The sequence below is a fragment of the Pseudomonas sp. LB3P14 genome (genome assembly GCF_054898045.1).
In genome coordinates this window covers 6,933,919-6,954,357 of the sequence record NZ_CM142714.1, presented here as the reverse complement: position 1 = coordinate 6,954,357, position 20,439 = coordinate 6,933,919, and the positions used below count along the sequence as shown (strand labels likewise).

Below are 20,439 nucleotides of genomic sequence, written 5' to 3'. Positions count from 1 at the left end.
CTCAATTAAACCAGGACGCCGGACTGGCGCATGGCCTGCCGCAGCGGTTCGTGACAGGCAGCGCTGAGCCAGGTGAGCGGCAGACGGATACCGTCCGGCATCAAGCCCATTTCATGCAGTGCCCATTTCACGGGGATAGGGTTGGATTCGATAAACAGGGTTTTATTGAGCGGCATCAGCTTTTCGTGAATCGCGCGGGCCGTAACGGCATCGCCCTTGAGAGCGGCGTTGCACAGGTCGCTCATGTCGCGCGGCGCAACGTTGGCGGTCACCGAGATGTTGCCCTTGCCGCCGAGCAGGATCAGCTCGACTGCGGTGGCGTCGTCACCGGAGAACACCAGGAAGTCCTTGCTGACGCCATCGATGATGGCTTTGGCACGCGCCAGGTCGCCGGTGGCTTCCTTGATGCCGATGATGTTTTTCACGGTCGACAGGCGGATCACGGTTTCGGCCAGCATGTCGCACGCCGTGCGGCCGGGCACATTATAAAGGATCTGCGGGATGTCGACGGCTTCGGCGATGGCTTTGAAGTGCTGGTACAAGCCTTCCTGGGTCGGCTTGTTGTAATACGGCGTCACCAGCAGGCAAGCATCGGCGCCGGCAGTCTTCGCATTGGTGGTCAGCTCGATGGCTTCGCGAGTCGAGTTGGCGCCGGTACCGGCGATCACCGGGATGCGCCCTGCAACCTGCTTCACCACGTAACGAATCACTTCGATGTGCTCGTTCACGTCAAGGGTGGCCGATTCACCTGTGGTGCCGACCGCCACGATGGCGTGGGTGCCGTTTTGCAGGTGAAAGTCCACCAGTTTGCTCAGGCTGTCCCAGTCGAGACGACCTTGTGCATCCATGGGTGTGACCAGTGCCACCATACTGCCCGCAATCATGCAACCGCTCCTGCCGGAAAAAGAGAGCGGTAATGGTACTGGCGCCAAGATGCTTGTACAAGCGAAGTACTGCGCTGCTGCCATTCCCCTTGGCGCTGCTTTTCGCTACCCTTCAGACTTTGATCGGTACTGATAAGCTCGTACGCCGGGTTCCAGCCTCCTTTTTCGGCATCACAAGCCCCGATCCAGCGTTGCCACCCCTCGCTCTTGCCACACTGGAGCACGTTGCAACCTTGCGGCTCGGGTATTCTGAATTCGCATCCGCAGGCTCGCTCCCGGTAAAAAAAGCCCGTAGAAGTATCGACCGCTCATCGCTTTAGGAATGCTGCATGTCCACCCCCACAGTTCGCGAACAATTCCTTGTCATCAGTGCCCTCGGCGCCAACCCCATGGAGCTGACTAACGTCCTGTGCCGCGCCAGCCATGAAAACCGCTGCGCCGTGGTCACCTCTCGCCTGACGCGTCATGGCGAGTGCAGTGCGCTGATTCTCGAGATCTCCGGCAGCTGGGACGCCCTGGCGCGCCTCGAAGGCAGCCTGTCGAGCCTTGCCAAGAAGCACGCCTTTACGGTCAACGTGGTGCGCAGCGCGGCATTGGAGAATCGTCCTCAGGCCCTGCCGTACGTCGCCTATGTCAGCTCGGCTTACCGCTCGGACATCATTAACGAGCTGTGCCAGTTCTTCATGGACCACAACGTCGAGCTGGAAAACCTGACCTGCGACACCTATCAGGCTCCGCAAACCGGCGGCACCATGCTCAATGCCACGTTTACCGTGACCTTGCCGGCCGGTGTGCAGATCAGCTGGCTGCGCGATCAGTTCCTGGATTTCGCCGACGCGCTGAACCTGGATGCCCTAATCGAACCGTGGCGCCCACAAAACCCAATGTAAGGAAGCTTTCATGGCCGTTGCCATCGACCAACCGGTTGCCGACTTCGAAGCACCCGCCACCAGCGGGCAGACCGTCAGCCTCGCGAGCCTCAAAGGCAAGCAGGTGGTGATTTACTTCTATCCGAAGGACAGCACGCCAGGCTGCACCACCCAGGGTCAGGGCTTTCGCGATCAGCTGGACGCTTTTAAAGCCGCCAACACCGAAGTCTTCGGTGTGTCCCGCGACAGCCTCAAATCCCACGAAAACTTCAAGGCCAAGCAAGCGTTCACCTTCGAGCTGATCAGCGACAAGGAAGAGGCGCTGTGCCAGTTGTTCGATGTGATCAAGCTGAAAAAGCTCTACGGCAAGGAATACATGGGCGTTGATCGCAGCACATTCCTGATCGACAAGGACGGTGTGCTGCGTCAGGAATGGCGTGGTGTGAAGGTGCCGGGGCATGTGGATGCGGTGTTGGCTGCGGCTCAAGCGCTGAACAAGGCCTGAATAGTTGAATTCTGTGGGAGCCCGCTCCCACAGACTGCTTACAACAGCGGCGCCACCACTGGCTCCTTGCGCGGCCACGCGTCCAGCACGGCCTTGAATAGCGTCGCCAGGGGAATCGCAAAGAACACCCCCCAAAAGCCCCACAGCCCGCCAAACAACAATACCGCGCAGATGATCGCCACCGGATGCAGATTGACCGCTTCCGAGAACAACAGCGGCACCAGCACGTTGCCGTCCAGTGTCTGGATGATCCCGTAAACCGCCATCAAATAGATGAACTGATCGCTCCAGCCCCACTGGAACAGCGCAATCAGCAGCACCGGCACGGTCACCACCACCGCCCCGACATAGGGCACCACCACCGACACGCCCACCAGCAACGCCAGCAGCGCCGCGTAGTTCAGCCCCAGGGCGACGAAAGCGATGTAAGTCACGCCACCGCAAATGAAGATTTCGATGACCTTGCCGCGAATGTAATTGGCGATCTGCCGATTCATTTCCTGCGCGACGCGGGTGATCAGCGCCCGCTCACGGGGCAAGTAACCACGCACCCACTGACCGATCATCTCCCGGTCCTTGAGAAAGAAAAACACCAGGATCGGCACCAGCACCAGGTAGATCATGATGTTCACCAGCAGCGGCAGACTCGACAGAGAGAACGTCAGCGCCCACTGACCGAACTTGCCGATCTCGCCCCGCGCCACTTCGATGGCCTGCAGCACCTGCTCGTCGGATACCAGATGCGGGTAGCGCTCGGGCAGCAGCAATAACAGCGACTGCCACTTGGCGAGCATCCCGGGTAACTCGTTGAACAAGGTGATCAATTGATGCCAGAGCAACGGCACCACGACAATAATGAATACCAGCAAAACCCCCATGAACAATGCGAAGACCAGCCCCACCGCAACCCCACCGGGCATGCGCAGGCGTTCGAGAGTTACTACCAACCCTTGCATCAGATACGCCAGCACCATCCCGGCCAGCACTGGCGCGAGCATGCCGCCCAGCGTAAGCACGGCGGTAAACGCCAGAAACAGCAGGACAGCCAGCACCACGGCTTCTTCATCGGAGAAGTAGCGCTGAATCCAGTCGCGTAACACCTTGAACATCAATAATCCCTTAGAACGAACGCTGCAGAATTCAGGCTTTTTTCAACCAGTAGCGGTAAACGCCCGCTTCATCTTCTTCACGAAGCAGCGTATGACCGGCCAATCGGGCAAAGGTGCGGAAATCGCGCTGTGAGCCCGCATCGGTGGCGATCACCTTGAGCACTGCGCCGCTGGCCAGTCGATTGAGTTCCAGCTTGGCCTTGAGCAACGGCAACGGGCAATTCAAGCCGCTGGCGTCGAGTTCGGCGTCATGGGCTACAGCGTCGGTCATTGCATCACTCCGGGGTCAGGTGGTTGAGCGGCTAGAATATCTGGTCCGAAGCGTAGTGTCCGGCTACAGTAAGGTCTTTGTCGACTAAGGCTTTGTGCATGACTTTTTTGCGCCCTACCCTGCTGACGCTCGCTTGCCTGCTCGCCTCACCGGGCTTCGCCGACGACCTGCCGTCACTCGGCGACGCCAGTTCTGCCATCGTCTCGCCGCAACAGGAACACCAGTTGGGCCGTGCCTGGCTGGCGCTGTTACGTAGTCAGGTTTCCCAGCTCAACGATCCGCAGCTCAAGGACTACGTTGAGTCCAGCGTCTACCGGCTGGTGGAGACCAGCCAGGTCAATGACCGACGACTGGAGTTCATCCTGATCAACAGCCCGCAACTCAACGCCTTCGCGGCACCCGGCGGAATTGTCGGGGTCAACGGCGGCTTGTTTCTCAATGCCCAGACCGAGGGCGAATACGCCTCGGTACTCGCTCACGAATTGGCTCACTTGTCGCAACGCCACTTCGCCCGCGGCGTCGAAGCCCAACAGCGCATGCAGGTGCCGATGATGGCCGCGCTGCTGGCCGGGATCGTGATTGCCGCAGCCGGTGCCGGCGATGCCGGGATCGCGGCGATTGCGGGCACGCAGGCGGCGGCCATTCAGGAACAGCGGCGTTTCTCTCGCCAGAACGAACAGGAAGCCGACCGCATCGGCATCCTCAATCTGGAAAAGGCTGGTTACGACCCGCGCTCGATGCCGACCATGTTCGAGCGATTGGCGCGCCAATACCGCTTTGATGCCAAGCCACCAGAGTTTCTGCTGACTCACCCGGTTACCGAGTCGCGGATCGCCGACACCCGTAACCGCGCCGAACAGTCAAAACCGGGCGGCATCGAAGACACCCTCCGGTATCAACTGATTCGTGCACGGGTCCAGTTAATCTATGAAGAAACCCCTGGCCTGGGCGCCAAACGCTTTCGCGCCCAGCTTGATGAAAACCCGAAAAACGACGTCGCGCGCTATGGCCTGGCCATCGCCCAGATCAAGGGCGGCCAGCTGAATGAAGCTCGGGAAAACCTCAAGTCGCTGCTGGCCAAGTCGCCGAACGAAATCATCTACAACCTGGCTCAGGTCGATCTGGACATTACCAACAATCGTCTACCGGACGCTCAGTCCCGGGTTGACCGGATGCTTGCCCAGTATCCAGGCAACTATCCACTGAATCAGGTACGTGTCGACCTGCTGCTCAAGCAGAACCGTGCACCCGAAGCGGAAAAAGCACTGGAAAATCTGCTCAAGAGCCGTCCGGACGATCCGGACGTCTGGTACATGGTGGCCGAAACCCGTGGTCTGTCAGGCAACATCATCGGCCTGCATCAGGCTCGCGCCGAGTATTTCGCGTTGGTTGGGGACTACCGTCAGGCCATTCAGCAACTGGACTTCGCCAAGCGCAAGGCAGGCACCAACTTCCCGCTGTCGTCGCGGATCGACGCACGGCAACGTGAGCTGATGGAGCAAGAGCGCATGATCAAGGACATGATGGGCTGACTCTTTTCAGCAGACACAAAAAAACCGCCTCTTTCGAGGCGGTTTTTTATTCAGCCAACAACCCGGATTATTCAGCCAGCTTGAAGGTGATGAAGCTGGCGCGATTTTGACGCAGAACCCGCATCGACACCGAGCGGTTCTTCGGCAGCGCCTTGGCGATATCCGTGAACTCCTTGGTGGAACCGATCGCCTGATTGTTCAGGTGAGTGATCACATCGCCTGGCTGCAGGCCAATCAGAGAAGCAGGACCGTCCTGGACTTCCTTGATGACGACGCCGCCTTTGAGGTCGTAGGTTTTCTTCTGTTCATCAGTCAGCTCGGCCACGGAAACACCCAAGCGGTTGCTACTGCGCTCGGTGCTGGATTTTGGCAGGGCGTCGAGCTCTTTGCCTTCTTCCGGGATAGCGCCAACAGTCAACTCGACATTCTTGCGCTTGCCTTCACGTATCACTTCCAGATCAGCTTTCGAGCCGGCCTTCAGCGCGCCCACCAGGTGCGGAAGATCGGCGGACATGACGATCGGTTGGCCATTCATGCTCAGGATCACGTCGCCTACTTGCAGGCCACCCTTGGCAGCCGGGCCGTCATCCTGGATCTGAGCCACCAGCGCACCGGCCGGCTTCTCCAGACCGAACGACTCGGCCAGGTCCTTGTTCACTTCCTGAATCACCACACCCAACCAGCCACGGCTGACTTTGCCGCCGCTTTTGAGCTGATTGGAAACGTCCATGGCTACATCGATAGGGATCGCGAACGATACGCCCATGAAGCCGCCGGAACGGGTGTAGATCTGCGAGTTGATGCCAACCACTTCACCGTTCAGGTTGAACAGCGGACCACCAGAGTTACCTGGATTGATCGGCACATCGGTCTGGATGAACGGCACATAGTTTTCGTTCGGCAGGCTACGACCGATGGCACTGACGATACCTTGGGTCACGGTATGGTCGAAACCGAATGGCGAGCCAATAGCCACGACCCATTGGCCGGCTTTCAGATCTTGGGATTTGCCAAGTTTCAGGACCGGCAGATCCTTGCCTTCGATTTTCAACAGAGCCACGTCGGAACGTGGATCGGTACCGACCAGCTTCGCCTTCAATTCGCTGCGGTCAGCGAGTCGAACGAGAATTTCGTCGGCATCGGCGATTACATGGTTGTTCGTCAGGATGTAGCCATCAGGCGAGATGATGAAGCCCGAACCCAAGGATTGGGCTTCACGCCGATCACCGCGAGGCGTGCGCGGCTGTGGCATGCCACGCTCGAAGAACTCGCGCAGCATCGGCGGCAAGCCTTCAAGGTCAGGCATCTGCTCGCTCGACACTTTGCGGTCCGGCAGTTTCTGCGTGGTACTGATGTTCACTACCGCGGGCGAGGCCTGCTCGACCAACTGTGTGAAGTCAGGCAACTCGGCCGCTTGAACAGCGACCGCCTGACCAAGCACCAGCACGGTGGCAAAAATAGAGAGATAAGACTTCAAGCATGGTATCGACATACGGCTCCCGTTACGACGAGCATGGTTAAGCGATATGGAGCAAGGAACACCGGGAACGATACGCCGGTATTTTTGTTCCGGGAACAACAAACAAGGCCAGAGCCGAGGGGCTCTGACCTATAGAAAAATTCGGAGATATTTGCAAGTTGAAATGCTCACCAAACATTTCGATACAGCTCACTACTTGGTTGCAGTGGCGTCGGAGCGCATGGATAGCGCAATCCGCTCAGCGGTGCCAATCGGAATCTCACCGACCACGGTCACCATCATGTCACCTTGCGGGGTAGTCAAGCGTCGGGAAACTGCAACGGTCGGCCCCAACTGGGTGCGAGTATCAGTGACTGTTGCGCCATTCAACGGTTCCAGGAAAACCGAGAAACGGGCCAGACCATCGTCATACATCAGACTGTTGACTTGGGTTTTGGTCTCTGGATCCTTGCGCGATGTACTACTCGTCAGCTCGAAACCAGGCGGTAACCAGTCCGAACGCCATACCTGAGCCGTCTTGATCGCAGAAGCCTTGTCGCTGTCGAGGGCAACAATTTTGCAATCGGCGCCAGGCTGCAAGTCGCTGTCGGACGGAACATCGGCGGTATCCAGTTGGGTGAACTGGAATCGCTCCAGCAATTGCCCTCTTTCATTCAGAAGCAATGATTTGAGAGGCAGGCCGGTTTCTTTATCCAGATGCAATTCAAAACCGTAACGGTGTTGGTCGCGAGGTGTCAGTGAAACGATCACTGCCGCACGCCCGGCCACACGCGATTTGCCAATAACGGCAAGATCGTACCAATTCTTTAGCTTTTGTGGATCGAGTGCACGAGCAGCGGAATTGGGGGAATCCCCAAGCCCTGCTATCAGGGTGCCGCTGACGCATTGAGTATGCCCATCAATGCGCACGACTTCCTGTGCCGAGCCGTCGAGCTGGAGTAAACGCTCGCGGACCTTGCCATCCTGGACGCGGTGCCAGATGTTGTGGGTAGAAAAACTACCGTTACGCTCGTAGACGAATGTACCGTGAAAGCTTTGCTGTTGCTCGGCTTGGCCCAGACGGGTCAACCAGTCCTGGGCTTCATCAGCATGGGCTGGAACAATAAACCAGCCACCGAGCAGAAGCGTAAGTAGAGGTATGGCGCGCATGATCCTCCTTAACGGTTTTCCAGACTTGCTGCACGAGCATAAGGCAGAGCGCTCTCAGTACCTTTCAGTGCAGCCTGTTGAGCATGTTGGCGCAAGTAGCCTGGCATACGCTGATCGTGCCAGCCTGGCTGACCTTGCAATACGCCGTTGGCCATAGGACCAGTGGCTTCCGAACTCTCATTGTAGCCTGCCAAAACAGCTGGACCCTTGACCTGAGGAACGGCCAGACCCGGTTGACTGGATTGCTGAGCCAACTCGACACCAGCGATCTCGTCCTGGTTATACAGACGAACACCTGCCAATACGGCGACGGTGACCGAAGCTGCGACTGCCAGACGACCCAGGCTGCGCCATGGACCACGGGAGGCTTTTGCCGGTACGGCTTCGTCAGCCAGCGCAGCGGAAACTGCCGCAGCGATATCCAGACGTGGAAGCAGCAGATCCTTGTGCATCACTGCCCGAGCGATCTGATAACGAGCCCATGTTTCACGGGTTTCAACATTGTCAAAGGCATTCAATACCCGACGCAATTCCAATTCGTCCGCTTCGTTATCCATCACTGCGGACAGCGATTCCTGCAGGGCTTCACGACTCATGGCGTTCCTCTCTTGGCTGTCGCCGCTGTCTCAGTTTTCCTGCAACAACGGCTGCAGGGCTTTATCGATGGCCTCCCGAGCGCGGAAAATCCGGGAGCGCACGGTACCCACCGGACATTGCATGACGGCCGCAATGTCCTCGTAACTCAGACCATCGAATTCACGTAAAGTTAACGCCGTACGCAAATCTTCTGGCAGTTGCTGAATGGTTCGATGGACGGTGCCTTCGATCTCATCCCGCAGCAATGCACGCTCTGGCGACTCGAGATCCTTGAGGCCATGATCGCCATCGTAGAACTCTGCATCCTCGGAACTGACATCGCTATCCGGCGGCCGACGGCCGCGTGAAACCAGATAGTTTTTCGCCGTGTTGATGGCGATGCGGTAAAGCCACGTATAAAACGCGCTGTCTCCGCGAAAATTTCCAAGTGCACGGTACGCCTTGATGAAGGCTTCCTGCGCCACATCCTGGGCTTCATGGGTGTCGTGCACGAAACGCACGATCAACCCGAGAATTTTGTGCTGGTATTTCAGCACTAACAGATCAAAAGCTCGCTTGTCGCCGCGCTGAACGCGTTCGACCAGCTGCTGATCCTCTTCCTGGGTTAGCATGAACACTCCTCGATAAGCTCGGAGGAGGCTTGCATACCTAAACGACCAGACTTGCAAACATAGACTCGGGCTTTTCGCAAAAGTTCTCCCCCTCCAAGCAAGTTTCCTGCGGGCTCTGATTTGGCACGCACGAAAAGCGCAGCTCGGGTTAACCCGGCTGCGCGAATAATCTTGTCATCGGATTCGCCGGCAAGGATCAATCCACAGATCCCGCGTTGAAGCCGACACTGTCCCTTAAATCAGGCAACGGTCTATTGATCTTGGGCCTTTGGCAAAAGTTCCAAATATTTATAGCTGCGCAAGACCGACATTGTGCAACCGTGAAGAGAAAAAGACTGTTAAATCCACGATACAGTCTTCTTGTCGCCGAACCGGTGAAAAAAACATCCGACGAAGCGTCCAGTCTTTTCCGTCACAGTAGTTTCACAATGCCATGTGGGCTCGGCTATTGTGCCGCTCCCCCCCTCTATATACTAGTGGGCTGTGTGGCTGTCTTGACTCGCCGATCCAGGTGTCTTGCGCCAACCCCGACCCAGGTCGCTTTGAGCGGAATCCTGAAATGAGCCAACAGTTTCAACACGATGTACTGGTCATTGGCAGCGGTGCTGCCGGCTTGAGCCTTGCGCTGACCTTGCCCGGTCATTTGCGCATTGCCGTACTGAGCAAAGGCGACCTCGCCAATGGCTCGACTTTCTGGGCCCAGGGTGGCGTCGCCGCCGTCCTGGATGACACCGACACCGTTGAGTCACATGTCGATGACACCCTCAATGCCGGCGGCGGCCTGTGCCACGAAGACGCCGTGCGCTTTACCGTCGAGCACAGTAAAGAGGCGATTCAATGGCTGATCGACCAAGGCGTGCCCTTCACCCGCGATGAACAGTCCGGAACCGAAGATGGTGGATTTGAGTTTCACCTGACCCGCGAAGGCGGTCATAGTCATCGGCGCATCATCCATGCCGCCGATGCCACGGGTGCAGCGATTTTCAGAACCTTGCTCGACAAGGCCAGGCAACGACCGAACATCGAGCTGCTGGAGCAACGAGTCGCGATCGATCTGATCACCGAAAAGCGCCTTGGCCTTGAAGGTGATCGCTGCCTCGGCGCCTACGTCCTCAATCGCGGGACCGGTGAAGTCGATACCTACGGCGCTCGCTTTGTGATCCTCGCGTCGGGTGGCGCAGCAAAGGTCTACCTCTATACCAGCAACCCCGACGGCGCCTGCGGTGATGGCATCGCCATGGCCTGGCGTTCGGGCTGCCGGGTGGCGAATCTGGAGTTCAACCAGTTCCACCCCACTTGCTTGTATCACCCGCAAGCCAAAAGCTTCCTGGTCACCGAAGCCCTGCGTGGCGAAGGCGCACACCTGAAGCTGCCCAACGGTGAACGCTTCATGCAGCGCTTCGACCCTCGCGCCGAGCTGGCGCCACGGGACATCGTCGCCCGGGCCATCGACCATGAAATGAAGCGTCTGGGCGTCGACTGCGTCTATCTGGACATCAGCCACAAGCCGGAAGCGTTCATCAAGACTCACTTCCCTACGGTGTACGAACGCTGCCTCGAATTCTCCATCGACATCACCAAGCAACCGATTCCGGTGGTGCCAGCGGCGCATTACACCTGCGGCGGTGTGATGGTCGACCAGCATGGTCGCACCGACGTGCCGGGGTTATATGCCATTGGCGAAACCAGCTTCACCGGCCTGCACGGCGCCAACCGCATGGCCAGCAACTCGTTGCTGGAGTGTTTCGTTTATGCGCGCTCGGCGGCGGCGGACATTCTTGAGCAGCTTCCACAGGTTTCGATTCCGATCGCCCTGCCCGTCTGGGATGCGAGCCAAGTCACCGACTCCGACGAGGACGTGATCATTGCGCACAACTGGGACGAACTGCGGCGATTCATGTGGGACTATGTCGGCATCGTGCGTACCAACAAGCGCTTGCAACGGGCACAGCACCGCGTGCGGCTGCTGCTGGACGAAATCGATGAGTTCTACAGCAACTACAAGGTCAGTCGCGATTTGATCGAATTGCGTAACCTGGCGCAAGTGGCCGAGCTGATGATCCAGTCCGCCATGGAGCGCAAGGAAAGTCGCGGCCTGCATTACACCCTCGACTATCCGAACATGTTGCCGGTCGCCCTGGACACTATTCTGGTGCCGCCCACCTACGTCGACTGAACGTGAGCCGAACCCGCAGGCGTCGGTGCAGATCCGTCGCCTGCGAGTCGCGGGGAACGCAGATTGATCTGACCCGCCGCTCGTCTCGCAGTCGAAAACGCAGCACCACAATCAATGGCAAGGCCAGGCTGTCCGGTCGCAACTGCACTGGCTGCCAACCTGAAGCCTGATTCCATAACTGCCAGCCATCGGCATCGCGACGCAAGCCGCGGAATGCCTGTGGGTGCGTCAGCAGAATCTGCCTCGGAAATGCCCAACAGCCATGAGCCACGCACAGAACAACGCCGAGCAGACTGGCCCAGACTGGAATAGCGAGAAGAAACAGCGAACCCAACGCGAATAGCTGGGCCAGCAGATACGCCGCCAGCAACTGCCGTGAGGCATGCCAGCGGCATTCGAACGCATTACTTGGGCTGGACACGATCCAGGATCATGCGAACCATGCGTTGAAGCTCCGGATCTTCCGATTCGGCGCGTTCCATGAACCAGCCGAACATGTCCTGATCTTCGCATTCGAGCAGCTTGCGGTAGCAATCGCGGTCGACATCATTGAGGTGCGGATAGACCTCTTTCACGAACGGCACCAGCAACACGTCAAGTTCAAGCATGCCGCGGCGGCTGTGCCAGTAGAGGCGATTCAGTTCAACATCTTCGACCATGGAGCGCTCCTCAAATAGGCGGCAAGTATACAGCCCCAGGCAGAGTCGGACACTCGGCTTTGGTCGGGCACAACGATCCTTTGTGAACTACCCATTTCAAGAGCGCCCCCTTATGATGTCCCCCAGACTCTTTACCCTGCGATGACCCATGGCCGATTCTGCTTTTTTCTGCACCCTGTCTCATGAAGGCGTTCTCGCAGTACGCGGCGCGGATGCCAGCAAATTCCTGCAAGGCCAATTGACCTGCAACCTCAATTACCTGAGCGAAACCCAGGCCAGCCTCGGCGCCCGCTGCACACAGAAAGGCCGGATGCAGTCGAGCTTCCGCATCCTGCTGGAAGGCGATGGCGTTCTAATGGCCATGGCCACCGAGTTGCTGGAGCCGCAACTGGCGGACCTGAAAAAGTACGCGGTGTTCTCCAAATCCAAACTGACCGACGAAAGCGCTGCCTGGGTCCGCTTCGGCGTCGATCATGGTGAGGCTGTGCTGATCAGCCTGGGACTTGAGCTGCCGGCAGACACCGACAGCGTCGTGCGCAATGACGGCCTGATCGCCATTCGCGTCTCTCCGGATCGTGCCGAACTCTGGGTCGCCGCCGACCAGGCCGACCTCATCAAGGGCAAGCTATCCGCCCTGTTGGCCGAAGGCGATCTGAATCAATGGCTGCTAGGCCAGATCCGCGCAGGGATCGGTCAGGTCATGCCGAGCACTCGCGAGTTGTTCATCCCGCAGATGCTCAATCTGCAAGCCGTTGGTGGCGTGAGCTTCAAGAAAGGTTGCTACACCGGCCAGGAAATCGTCGCGCGCATGCAGTACCTGGGCAAGCTCAAGCGCCGCTTGTATCGCCTGAAACTGGATGCCAACGAGTTGCCTGAACCTGGCACACCACTGTTCTCCCCAACCCACGGCAGTTCTATTGGTGAAGTGGTGCTGGCCGCCCGCGCCGAGCACAACATTGAACTCCTGGCCGTGCTGCAAGCCGAAGCCGCAGAAGCCGGCGACATCCACGTGGGTGTGCTCGAAGGTCCCGCCCTGCACCTGCTCGACCTGCCTTACCAACTGGATCGCGATCGCGAAATCCAGCGTTAATTGCCGTATTTGTTGCAACACCCTAGAGAAAAGAAATGAGCGAGCTGGCGGAAAAGGTCCAACAGGATTTGGTTGAGGCCATCGATAACGATGACCTGGTTCTGCCAACGTTACCGGAAGTGGCCCTGCAGATTCGCAAGGCCGCAGAAGACCCGGAAATCAGTGTCAGCACCTTGAGCAAAGTGATCGGCCGCGATACCGCGCTGTCGGCGCGCCTGATCAAAGTGGTCAATAGCCCGCTGTTGCGCGCGACCCAGGAAGTCACTGACCTGCACACCGCGATCACTCGACTGGGCGTCAATTACAGCAGCAACCTGGCCATCGGTCTGGTCATGGAGCAGATTTTCCATGCCCGCTCCGAGGTGGTGGAACAGAAAATGCGCGAAGTCTGGCGCAAAAGCCTGGAAATCGCCGGAGTCAGTTACGCCCTGTGCCGCCGCTACACCCAACTAAAACCCGATCAGGCAGCCCTTGGCGGACTGGTGCACCAGATCGGTGTGCTGCCGATCCTGACCTACGCCGAAGATCACTATGAACTGCTGTCTGACCCGGTCAGCCTCAACCATGTGATCGATCAGATTCATCCGTGGATCGGCGACAAATTGCTCAGGGTCTGGGAGTTTCCGGAAATGCTGGTACAGGTGCCGGGGCTTTATCTGGACTTCAAGCGACAGTCCAAGCGGGTCGATTATGTCGATCTGGTGCAAGTGGCCAGCCTGTATTGCCACAAGGACACCGACCATCCCCTCGCCCGTATCGACACATTCAGCGTGCCGGCGTTCAAGAAGCTGGGGATTGATCCGGAAAACGAGGCGATGTGCCGCGATCTGGAAGAGTCGCGGTCGATGTTTTATTAAAAGCTTCGCGGGCAAGCCTCGCTCCTACAGGTCATCACAAACCTGTAGGAGCGAGGCTCGCCCGCGAAGAGGCCATAACAGGCACCATCACTCCCCGGCAATGAAACTCACCCGCACCTTCAGCCCCGCCTGCTCTCCATCGTGCAGGCTGATCTGCGCCAGGTGTGCGCGGCAGATCTCGCCGACAATCGCCAGCCCCAACCCCGAACCGGCCACCTGCTGGTTGCGCCGGTAAAAGCGCTCGAACACCCGATCGCGCTCTTCAAGAGGAATCCCCGGGCCATCGTCCTCGACCTCCAACACTGCCGGTGCCGTGACCCGAAGAATGACATTGCCACCCGGCGGTGTATGGGCCAGCGCGTTATCCACCAGATTGCTCAACAGTTCGTTTAACAGCGTTGGCTCGCCACGTAACCACACCGGTTCGTCCGCTTCCAGCGCCAGCGCCACACCGCGGGCGTGGGCCAGCGGCGCCATGGCCATGCCGAGTTCGCGAGCCAGCTGACTGAGGTCAAGCAACTGCGCGCCCCCCTCGGCGATGGCCCGGGCGCCATTTTCGACCCGTGCCAGCGAGAGCAATTGATTGGCAAGGTGGGTCAATCGGTCCGTACCTTGGGCGGCGGTTTCCAACGTGCTGCGCCAGGTTTGGGGTTCGCTCGAACGCAGACCCAGCTCGAGTCGCGCCTTGAGCGCCGCCAGGGGCGTGCGCAATTCATGGGCGGCATCGGCGATGAACTGCGCCTGACGCTCGAACTGCCCGCGCAGGCGCTCGGTAAAGTGATTGAGCGCGCGCACCAGTGGCCACAATTCGTGCTGCACTTCCACCAGCGGCAACGGCCGCAGATCGTCCAACTGCCGCTCCTCCACCGCCGTGCGCAAGCGTTCCAGCGGACGCAGCGCCGCGCTGACCGCAAACCACACCATCAACAACGCGCCGACCGCCAGCATGCCCAGACGCAACAGCGTGTCCGCTGCCAGGCTGCGGGCCATGCTGACCCGCGCTTCATCGGTTTCCGCCACGCGAATTTCCGCCATGCCGTTCATGTTCGGCTCGCTCACAGGTTTGAGCAGGCTCACCACGCGTACGTTCTGCCCCTGGTATTTGGCGTTATAGAAACGCGCCAGTGCCGGATAGTCATCGGTGCGCGGCGTCCCTGGTGGTGGTGGCGGAAGGTTTTCGTAGCCCGAGATCAACTTCTGATTGATGTCATTGACCAGGTAAAAAATCCGCCCCGCGCTGTCGTACGCGAAGGTATCGAGGGCGACGTACGGCACGTCAGCGCTCAGCGAGCCGTCGCGCTGGGAGACACCGGCGGCGATAGTCCGCGCCGACGCCAGCAAGGTCCGGTCATAGGCGGTGTCGGCGGCTTCGCGGCCGTTCCAGTAAGCGCTCAAACCACTGGCCAGCATCAACACCACCAGCAACAGCGCCAGATTCCACAGCAACCGCCAGCGCAGGCTGCTGGGCTTATGCATCGCGGCTTTCCAGCAAGTAGCCGAGACCGCGGAAGGTCACGATGACGACCGGTTGACCGTCGAGCTTCTTGCGCAGGCGATGGACATAGATCTCGATGGCGTCGGGGCTGGCCTCTTCGTCCAGACCGAACACTTGGGCAGCCAGTTGCTCCTTGCTCATCACCCGACCGGGACGGGCGATCAGGGCTTCGAGCACTGCCTGTTCGCGAGAGGTCAGGGTCAGCAGTTCTTCGCCGAGGGTGAAGCGCCGAGTGTCCAGGTCATAGGCCAGCACGCCGCAGCGTTGCTGGCGTTCACCGCCGAGCACACTGCGGCGCAGCAAGGCTTTGACCCGGGCCTCGAGTTCGGTCAGTTCGAAAGGTTTGGCCAGGTAATCGTCAGCGCCGAGGTTCAGGCCGTGGACCCGATCCTTGACGTCGCTGCGAGCGGTCAGCATCAACACCGGCAGGTTCTTGCCCCGCGCCCGCAGGCGCGCCAGCACTTCGAAACCATCCATGCGCGGCAGGCCGACGTCGAGGATCGCCATGGCGTATCCCTCGCTGCTCAACGCCAGGTCGGCCGCCACACCGTCGTGCAGCACATCCACGGTCAGCCCGGTGCTCTTGAGCGCCTGGGCGACACTTTCGGCGAGCTGCAGATGGTCTTCGACGAGCAGAACACGCATGGATCTTTACCTCATTCAGGGATGGTCGACGCCATTCTTTAGGCGCGGAGTTTACAGCGGCATCCGCCACTGTGAAGCCTGAAAATCCGTGAAAGCCAGCTGAAAGGTTAGTGAAAGGTTCGACCGTTAGAGTCGACCCACGGATGGTTTCGTCTGCAAGCCATCCAATCGTGCTTTGAAATGTAGCTCCCGAAAAACGCCTTGATGCGTTTTCGCCAATAAGAACAATAACGAGGTACTGCACCATGCTATCCATACAGCTTCAGGCTTGCCCGCCCCACCCCTTCTTCCGATTCCCATCGTTTATGCGTGCCGGCGCCGAAGCCGGCTGCACGGCGCGAAATCGTCGCACCTGAATCATCCCCAAAAACAATAACTCCCGTGGAGACCACCATGAATCGATCGATGCGCCGTTTCGCCCTCGCCGCCAGCTGTATGCTGTTCGCCGGCCAACTGATGGCCGAGCCCAAACGCCCGGAATGCATCGCCCCGGCCTCGCCAGGCGGCGGTTTCGACCTGACCTGCAAACTGGCGCAAAGCGCGCTGGTCAATCAGAAGCTGCTGACCAAACCGATGCGCGTGACCTACATGCCCGGCGGTGTCGGCGCGGTGGCGTACAACGCGGTGGTCGCTCAGCGTCCGGCCGACGCCGGCACGCTGGTGGCGTGGTCCAGCGGTTCGCTGCTGAACCTGGCCCAAGGCAAGTTCGGTCGTTTCGATGAAAACGCCGTGCGCTGGCTGGCGGCGGTTGGAACAAGCTATGGCGCCATCGCGGTGAAAAGCGATTCGCCTTATAAGACTCTGGACGATCTGGTTCAGGCGTTGAAGAAAGATCCGAGCAAAGTGGTGATCGGCTCCGGCGGCACCGTCGGCAGCCAGGACTGGATGCAAACCGCCCTGATCGCCAAGGCTGCCGGGATCAACCCGCGCGACCTGCGTTACGTCGCCCTCGAAGGCGGTGGTGAAATCGCCACCGCCCTGCTCGGCGGTCACATCCAGGTTGGCAGCACCGACATCTCCGACTCCATGCCGCACATCCAGAGCGGGGACATGCGCTTGCTGGCCGTGTTCTCCGAGAAGCGTCTGGACGAGCCGGAAATGAAAGACATTCCGACCGCCAAAGAGCAAGGCTACGACATCGTCTGGCCAGTGGTTCGCGGCTTCTACCTCGGGCCAAAAGTCAGCGACGAAGACTACGCCTGGTGGAAAGACGCCTTCGACAAACTGTTGGCGTCCGAGGAGTTCGCCAAGCTGCGCGATCAACGTGAGCTCTTCCCGTTCGCCATGACCGGCCCGGAGCTGGACACCTACGTGAAGAAGCAGGTCGCGGACTACAAAGTGCTGGCCAAAGAGTTCGGCCTGATTCAGTGATCGCCTCTGTCTAGCGGCTGCGCCCCCCGTTCTGCGGGGCCGCGGCACAGGAGTTTCCCATGCTTTTACAACGCATTTTCGCTTCGGTGCTGTTGCTGGCCTGTGTTGGCCTGGCGCTGATGGCGTGGCCGTATCAAGCGTCTTTTTCCTACGAACCGGTGGGGCCGCGAGCCTTCCCGCTGTTGATGCTCGGCCTGATGGGCCTTGGTCTGCTGTACATGGTGTTTCGTCCGACGCCGATCGTGCACAGTGACGATGACCCGAAACTCGATCGTGAAACCCTGAACAAAATTGGCATCTGCGTCGTGCTATTGCTGGTGTTCGCCGGGACCTTCGAACCCCTTGGTTTCATCGTCGCCAGCATTCTGATTGGAATCCCGATGGCACGCCTGTATGGCGGCCGCTGGCTGCCCAGTACGGTGATCATCAGCCTGATGGCGATCGGTCTTTATCTGCTGTTCGACAAGGTGATGGACGTGCCACTGCCGCTGGGCGTGCTCGACGTTCTGGAGAACTGATATGGATACTCTTGGCTATTTGGGTCAGGGCTTCGGCGTCGCGCTGAGCCCGTACAACCTTGTGACCGCGCTGTGCGGCACCCTGATCGGCACCGTCGTCGGGCTGTTGCCAGGCCTGGGCCCGATCAACGGCGTGGCGTTGCTGATTCCGATCGCGTTCGCCCTCGGTCTACCACCGGAGTCGGCGCTGATCCTGCTGGCGGCGGTGTACCTGGGTTGTGAATACGGTGGCCGGATCAGCTCGATCCTGCTGAACATTCCGGGCGAAGCCTCCACCGTCATGACCACCCTCGACGGTTATCCGATGGCCCGCAAAGGCCTGGCCGGTGTAGCGTTGTCGCTGTCGGCGTGGAGTTCGTTCATCGGTGCGTTCATCGCGACTTGCGGCATGGTGCTGTTCGCCCCGCTGCTGGCGAAATGGGCGATTGCCTTTGGACCGGCGGAGTATTTCGTGCTGATGGTGTTCGCGATTGTCTGCCTGGGCGGCATGGCCGGTGATCGACCACTGAAGACCTTTATCGCCGCGCTGATCGGTTTGTTTTTGTCGACCGTCGGGATCGATGCCAACAGCGGCGTGTACCGTTTCACCGGGGACAACATCCATTTGACTGACGGCATTCAGTTCGTTGTGCTGGTACTGGGCTTGTTCTCCATCAGTGAAATCCTTCTGCTGCTGGAAAAAACCCATCGCGGCCAGGAAGCGGTGAAAGCTACCGGCCGGATGATGTTCAACTTCAAGGAAGCGTCGGCGGTGTTCGTGGTGAACATTCGTTGTGGTGTGCTGGGCTTCATCATGGGCGTGTTGCCGGGTGCCGGCGCGACGCTCGCCAGCGCCGTGGCCTACATGACCGAGAAACGCATCGCCGGTGCCAAAGGCACGTTCGGCCAAGGCGACATGCGTGGCCTCGCGGCGCCGGAAACCGCCATCGGTGGCGCAGCCTGCGGTGCACTGGTGCCGATGCTGACCCTCGGTGTTCCGGGCTCGGGCACCACGGCGGTGATGATCGGCGCTCTGTCGCTGTACAACATCACCCCGGGGCCGCTGCTGTTTCAACAGCAACCCGACATCGTCTGGGGCCTGATCGCTTCGTTGTTCGTCGCCAACATCATGCTGGTGATCCTCAACATCCCGATGATCCGCATCTTCACCCGCATCCTTGCCGTGCCGAACTGGGCGCTGGTGCCAGTGATTGCGATCATCACCGGGATCGGCGTCTACGCGGTGCATGCCACCACCTTCGACTTGTTCCTGATGATCGGCATCGGCATCTTCGGTTATATCCTGCGCAAGCTGGACTTCCCGTTGTCGCCGGTCCTGTTGGGCTTCATCCTCGGAGGTCTGATGGAGCAGAACCTGCGTCGCGCCCTGTCGATTTCCAATGGTGCGCTGGAAATCCTCTGGTCGAGCCCGATCACCTTCGGTGTCTGGGTGCTGACTGCAATCATGTTGCTAATGCCGATCCTGCGGATCTGGCGCAAACGTTCAGTCACCCGGCGCGCCATCGCCGATGTCTGATCGAACACCCTTCAAAGCCTGGTGGGGAACCCCGCTGATCGGTCTGCTGGGCGGTTACCTGGCCAGCCAGATTGGCTGGCCACTGCCGTGGATGGTCGGCTCTTTGCTGGCGATCATCCTGGTGCGCTGCCTGACACCCTGGCAATTGGCGGAAATCCCTGGCGGCCGCAAGTGCGGCCAGTGGATTGTCGGTATCGGCATCGGCCTGCACTTCACCCCGGTGGTGATGGAGCAGGTCCTGAGCCACTTCGGTCTGATCTTCTTCGGTGCGTTGGTCACCAGCCTGTCGGCCGTGGTCGGGGTCTGGTTGATGCGGCGCACCGGTGAAGATCGCGCTACGGCGTTCTTTTCCAGCATGCCGGGCGGTTCCGGGGAGATGGTCAACCTCGGCGCGCGTAACGGCGCGGCGCTCAGTCGTGTTGCGGCGGGGCAAAGTCTGCGGGTGTTGGTGGTGGTGCTGTGTGTGCCGGCGGCGTTCAAGTATTTGCTGGGCAGCGGCACGCCGGTTTTTCATCCGTCCGCCGTCAATTGGTGGTGGCTGGCCCTTCTCTTCCCGGCGGGCGCCTTGGCGGCGTGGCTCTGGGAACGTCTTCGTCAACCCAATCCATGGCTGTTCGGCCCATTGCTGGTGAGTGCGGCGGTGAGTATCGGTTGGGACCTGCACATCGGTTTGCCTAACGGCGGCAGCCAGATCGGCCAATGGCTGATTGGCAGCGGGTTGGGGTGTCACTTCAATCGGCAGTTTTTCCGGCGTGCGCCGTCGTTCATGGGCCGGACCTTGATCGGCACGGTGTTGACCATGTTGATCGCCACGCTGGCGGCATTGGGGTTGAGTGCGCTGACCCACCTGGATTTGCGTTCCCTGACGCTAGGCATGATGCCCGGCGGGATTGCGGAGATGAGCCTGACGGCGCAGACCCTGCAATTGTCGGTGCCGCTGGTGACGGCGATGCAGGTGATGCGGCTGTTGTTTGTATTGTTTCTGGCGGAGCCGTTGTTCAAGTATTGGAATCGGCAACCCGACGCCCGCTAACCTGATCGTTCCCACGCTCTGCGTGGGAATGCCTCAACGGACGCTCCGCGTTCGGCTTTGGATGGGACGCAG

Annotated in this window: 21 protein-coding genes; 10 read left to right on the top strand and 11 right to left on the bottom strand. The window is 59.5% G+C overall.

The features are described 5' to 3' along the window. Positions 1 to 5: 5 nt before the first annotated feature. Complete coding sequence (gene dapA, locus ACYZT5_RS31970) at positions 6 to 884, bottom strand: 4-hydroxy-tetrahydrodipicolinate synthase (protein WP_462048851.1); 879 nt, start codon at positions 882 to 884, stop codon at positions 6 to 8. 329 nt (positions 885 to 1,213) lie between these two features. On the opposite strand from dapA, the gene ACYZT5_RS31965 reads away from it, so the two are divergent. Continuing rightward, positions 1,214 to 1,774: a glycine cleavage system transcriptional repressor gene (locus tag ACYZT5_RS31965; protein WP_046055714.1), complete on the top strand. Its 561-nt coding sequence runs from the start codon at positions 1,214 to 1,216 to the stop codon at positions 1,772 to 1,774. Positions 1,775 to 1,784: 10 nt separating this feature from the next. Beyond that, positions 1,785 to 2,258, top strand: a complete 474-nt coding sequence (locus tag ACYZT5_RS31960) for a peroxiredoxin (RefSeq protein WP_028621874.1) — start codon at positions 1,785 to 1,787, stop codon at positions 2,256 to 2,258. Positions 2,259 to 2,296: 38 nt separating this feature from the next. Here the strand turns inward: ACYZT5_RS31960 and ACYZT5_RS31955 are convergent, their stop codons facing one another. Together ACYZT5_RS31955 and ACYZT5_RS31950 are read right to left on the bottom strand one after the other, a co-directional pair. Next, positions 2,297 to 3,367, bottom strand: coding sequence for an AI-2E family transporter (locus ACYZT5_RS31955; protein ID WP_461973654.1), 1,071 nt, complete (start codon positions 3,365 to 3,367; stop codon positions 2,297 to 2,299). A gap of 31 nt (positions 3,368 to 3,398) precedes the next feature. Continuing rightward, positions 3,399 to 3,638, bottom strand: coding sequence for a sulfurtransferase TusA family protein (locus ACYZT5_RS31950; RefSeq protein WP_020300476.1), 240 nt, complete (start codon positions 3,636 to 3,638; stop codon positions 3,399 to 3,401). Between the two features lie 98 nt (positions 3,639 to 3,736). Between ACYZT5_RS31950 and ACYZT5_RS31945 the strand changes: the two genes are divergently transcribed. Next, positions 3,737 to 5,170, top strand: a complete 1,434-nt coding sequence (locus tag ACYZT5_RS31945) for a M48 family metalloprotease (RefSeq protein WP_462048850.1) — start codon at positions 3,737 to 3,739, stop codon at positions 5,168 to 5,170. A 67-nt stretch (positions 5,171 to 5,237) separates the two neighbouring features. Here ACYZT5_RS31945 and ACYZT5_RS31940 read toward each other — a convergent pair whose 3' ends face one another. From ACYZT5_RS31940 to rpoE, 4 genes are all read right to left on the bottom strand, one after another. After that, the gene (locus ACYZT5_RS31940) at positions 5,238 to 6,662 is read right to left on the bottom strand and encodes a DegQ family serine endoprotease (protein WP_462048849.1); all 1,425 of its coding nucleotides are present in this window, start codon (positions 6,660 to 6,662) and stop codon (positions 5,238 to 5,240) included. A gap of 180 nt (positions 6,663 to 6,842) precedes the next feature. Beyond that, positions 6,843 to 7,799: a MucB/RseB C-terminal domain-containing protein gene (locus ACYZT5_RS31935; RefSeq protein ID WP_462048848.1), complete on the bottom strand. Its 957-nt coding sequence runs from the start codon at positions 7,797 to 7,799 to the stop codon at positions 6,843 to 6,845. 8 nt (positions 7,800 to 7,807) lie between these two features. After that, the gene (locus ACYZT5_RS31930; protein ID WP_462048847.1) at positions 7,808 to 8,395 is read right to left on the bottom strand and encodes an RseA family anti-sigma factor; all 588 of its coding nucleotides are present in this window, start codon (positions 8,393 to 8,395) and stop codon (positions 7,808 to 7,810) included. A gap of 30 nt (positions 8,396 to 8,425) precedes the next feature. Then, positions 8,426 to 9,007, bottom strand: a complete 582-nt coding sequence (gene rpoE / locus ACYZT5_RS31925) for an RNA polymerase sigma factor RpoE (protein WP_007944079.1) — start codon at positions 9,005 to 9,007, stop codon at positions 8,426 to 8,428. A 559-nt stretch (positions 9,008 to 9,566) separates the two neighbouring features. Here rpoE and nadB point away from each other — a divergent pair. Next, a complete protein-coding gene (gene nadB, locus ACYZT5_RS31920) occupies positions 9,567 to 11,183 on the top strand; it encodes an L-aspartate oxidase (protein ID WP_462048846.1) in 1,617 nt (538 codons plus the stop codon). On the opposite strand, the gene ACYZT5_RS31915 is transcribed toward nadB, so the two are convergent. Both ACYZT5_RS31915 and ACYZT5_RS31910 read right to left on the bottom strand, forming a co-directional pair. Next, positions 11,152 to 11,604 (bottom strand): protein YgfX, encoded by a 453-nt coding sequence (locus tag ACYZT5_RS31915; protein ID WP_462048845.1) that lies wholly within the window; start codon positions 11,602 to 11,604, stop codon positions 11,152 to 11,154. The genes nadB and ACYZT5_RS31915 overlap by 32 nt on opposite strands. Next, a complete protein-coding gene (locus ACYZT5_RS31910) occupies positions 11,588 to 11,842 on the bottom strand; it encodes an FAD assembly factor SdhE (RefSeq protein ID WP_007944081.1) in 255 nt (84 codons plus the stop codon). Before ACYZT5_RS31910 ends, ACYZT5_RS31915 begins: the two co-directional genes overlap by 17 nt. A gap of 148 nt (positions 11,843 to 11,990) precedes the next feature. On the opposite strand from ACYZT5_RS31910, the gene ygfZ reads away from it, so the two are divergent. After that, positions 11,991 to 12,932: a CAF17-like 4Fe-4S cluster assembly/insertion protein YgfZ gene (ygfZ, locus tag ACYZT5_RS31905; RefSeq protein WP_462048844.1), complete on the top strand. Its 942-nt coding sequence runs from the start codon at positions 11,991 to 11,993 to the stop codon at positions 12,930 to 12,932. Between the two features lie 35 nt (positions 12,933 to 12,967). Beyond that, on the top strand, positions 12,968 to 13,789 hold the full coding sequence (locus tag ACYZT5_RS31900; RefSeq protein WP_462048843.1) for an HDOD domain-containing protein: 822 nt from the start codon (positions 12,968 to 12,970) through the stop codon (positions 13,787 to 13,789). A gap of 87 nt (positions 13,790 to 13,876) precedes the next feature. Here the strand turns inward: ACYZT5_RS31900 and ACYZT5_RS31895 are convergent, their stop codons facing one another. After that, positions 13,877 to 15,265 (bottom strand): sensor histidine kinase, encoded by a 1,389-nt coding sequence (locus ACYZT5_RS31895; RefSeq protein ID WP_462048842.1) that lies wholly within the window; start codon positions 15,263 to 15,265, stop codon positions 13,877 to 13,879. Beyond that, a complete protein-coding gene (locus ACYZT5_RS31890; protein WP_462048841.1) occupies positions 15,258 to 15,929 on the bottom strand; it encodes a response regulator in 672 nt (223 codons plus the stop codon). The genes ACYZT5_RS31895 and ACYZT5_RS31890 overlap by 8 nt, the downstream gene beginning before the upstream one ends. 393 nt (positions 15,930 to 16,322) lie before the next feature. Here ACYZT5_RS31890 and ACYZT5_RS31885 point away from each other — a divergent pair, with 393 nt between their 5' ends. The 4 genes from ACYZT5_RS31885 to ACYZT5_RS31870 are packed head-to-tail and all read left to right on the top strand — an operon-like array spanning position 16,323 to position 20,367. Beyond that, complete coding sequence (locus tag ACYZT5_RS31885; RefSeq protein WP_462048840.1) at positions 16,323 to 17,300, top strand: Bug family tripartite tricarboxylate transporter substrate binding protein; 978 nt, start codon at positions 16,323 to 16,325, stop codon at positions 17,298 to 17,300. Between the two features lie 59 nt (positions 17,301 to 17,359). Further along, complete coding sequence (locus tag ACYZT5_RS31880; protein ID WP_462048839.1) at positions 17,360 to 17,818, top strand: tripartite tricarboxylate transporter TctB family protein; 459 nt, start codon at positions 17,360 to 17,362, stop codon at positions 17,816 to 17,818. Position 17,819: 1 nt separating this feature from the next. Beyond that, positions 17,820 to 19,334, top strand: a complete 1,515-nt coding sequence (locus tag ACYZT5_RS31875; protein WP_462048838.1) for a tripartite tricarboxylate transporter permease — start codon at positions 17,820 to 17,822, stop codon at positions 19,332 to 19,334. Next, positions 19,327 to 20,367, top strand: a complete 1,041-nt coding sequence (locus ACYZT5_RS31870) for an AbrB family transcriptional regulator (protein WP_462048837.1) — start codon at positions 19,327 to 19,329, stop codon at positions 20,365 to 20,367. The genes ACYZT5_RS31875 and ACYZT5_RS31870 overlap by 8 nt, the downstream gene beginning before the upstream one ends. Positions 20,368 to 20,439 lie beyond the last annotated feature (72 nt).

Coding starts and splice junctions, on each gene's coding strand:
- dapA (WP_462048851.1), bottom strand. CDS start 884: ATGATTGCGGGCAGTATGGTGGCACTGGTCACACCCATGGATGCACAA.
- ACYZT5_RS31965 (WP_046055714.1), top strand. CDS start 1,214: ATGTCCACCCCCACAGTTCGCGAACAATTCCTTGTCATCAGTGCCCTC.
- ACYZT5_RS31960 (WP_028621874.1), top strand. CDS start 1,785: ATGGCCGTTGCCATCGACCAACCGGTTGCCGACTTCGAAGCACCCGCC.
- ACYZT5_RS31955 (WP_461973654.1), bottom strand. CDS start 3,367: ATGTTCAAGGTGTTACGCGACTGGATTCAGCGCTACTTCTCCGATGAA.
- ACYZT5_RS31950 (WP_020300476.1), bottom strand. CDS start 3,638: ATGACCGACGCTGTAGCCCATGACGCCGAACTCGACGCCAGCGGCTTG.
- ACYZT5_RS31945 (WP_462048850.1), top strand. CDS start 3,737: ATGACTTTTTTGCGCCCTACCCTGCTGACGCTCGCTTGCCTGCTCGCC.
- ACYZT5_RS31940 (WP_462048849.1), bottom strand. CDS start 6,662: ATGTCGATACCATGCTTGAAGTCTTATCTCTCTATTTTTGCCACCGTG.
- ACYZT5_RS31935 (WP_462048848.1), bottom strand. CDS start 7,799: ATGCGCGCCATACCTCTACTTACGCTTCTGCTCGGTGGCTGGTTTATT.
- ACYZT5_RS31930 (WP_462048847.1), bottom strand. CDS start 8,395: ATGAGTCGTGAAGCCCTGCAGGAATCGCTGTCCGCAGTGATGGATAAC.
- rpoE (WP_007944079.1), bottom strand. CDS start 9,007: ATGCTAACCCAGGAAGAGGATCAGCAGCTGGTCGAACGCGTTCAGCGC.
- nadB (WP_462048846.1), top strand. CDS start 9,567: ATGAGCCAACAGTTTCAACACGATGTACTGGTCATTGGCAGCGGTGCT.
- ACYZT5_RS31910 (WP_007944081.1), bottom strand. CDS start 11,842: ATGGTCGAAGATGTTGAACTGAATCGCCTCTACTGGCACAGCCGCCGC.
- ygfZ (WP_462048844.1), top strand. CDS start 11,991: ATGGCCGATTCTGCTTTTTTCTGCACCCTGTCTCATGAAGGCGTTCTC.
- ACYZT5_RS31900 (WP_462048843.1), top strand. CDS start 12,968: ATGAGCGAGCTGGCGGAAAAGGTCCAACAGGATTTGGTTGAGGCCATC.
- ACYZT5_RS31895 (WP_462048842.1), bottom strand. CDS start 15,265: ATGCATAAGCCCAGCAGCCTGCGCTGGCGGTTGCTGTGGAATCTGGCG.
- ACYZT5_RS31890 (WP_462048841.1), bottom strand. CDS start 15,929: ATGCGTGTTCTGCTCGTCGAAGACCATCTGCAGCTCGCCGAAAGTGTC.
- ACYZT5_RS31885 (WP_462048840.1), top strand. CDS start 16,323: ATGAATCGATCGATGCGCCGTTTCGCCCTCGCCGCCAGCTGTATGCTG.
- ACYZT5_RS31880 (WP_462048839.1), top strand. CDS start 17,360: ATGCTTTTACAACGCATTTTCGCTTCGGTGCTGTTGCTGGCCTGTGTT.
- ACYZT5_RS31875 (WP_462048838.1), top strand. CDS start 17,820: ATGGATACTCTTGGCTATTTGGGTCAGGGCTTCGGCGTCGCGCTGAGC.
- ACYZT5_RS31870 (WP_462048837.1), top strand. CDS start 19,327: ATGTCTGATCGAACACCCTTCAAAGCCTGGTGGGGAACCCCGCTGATC.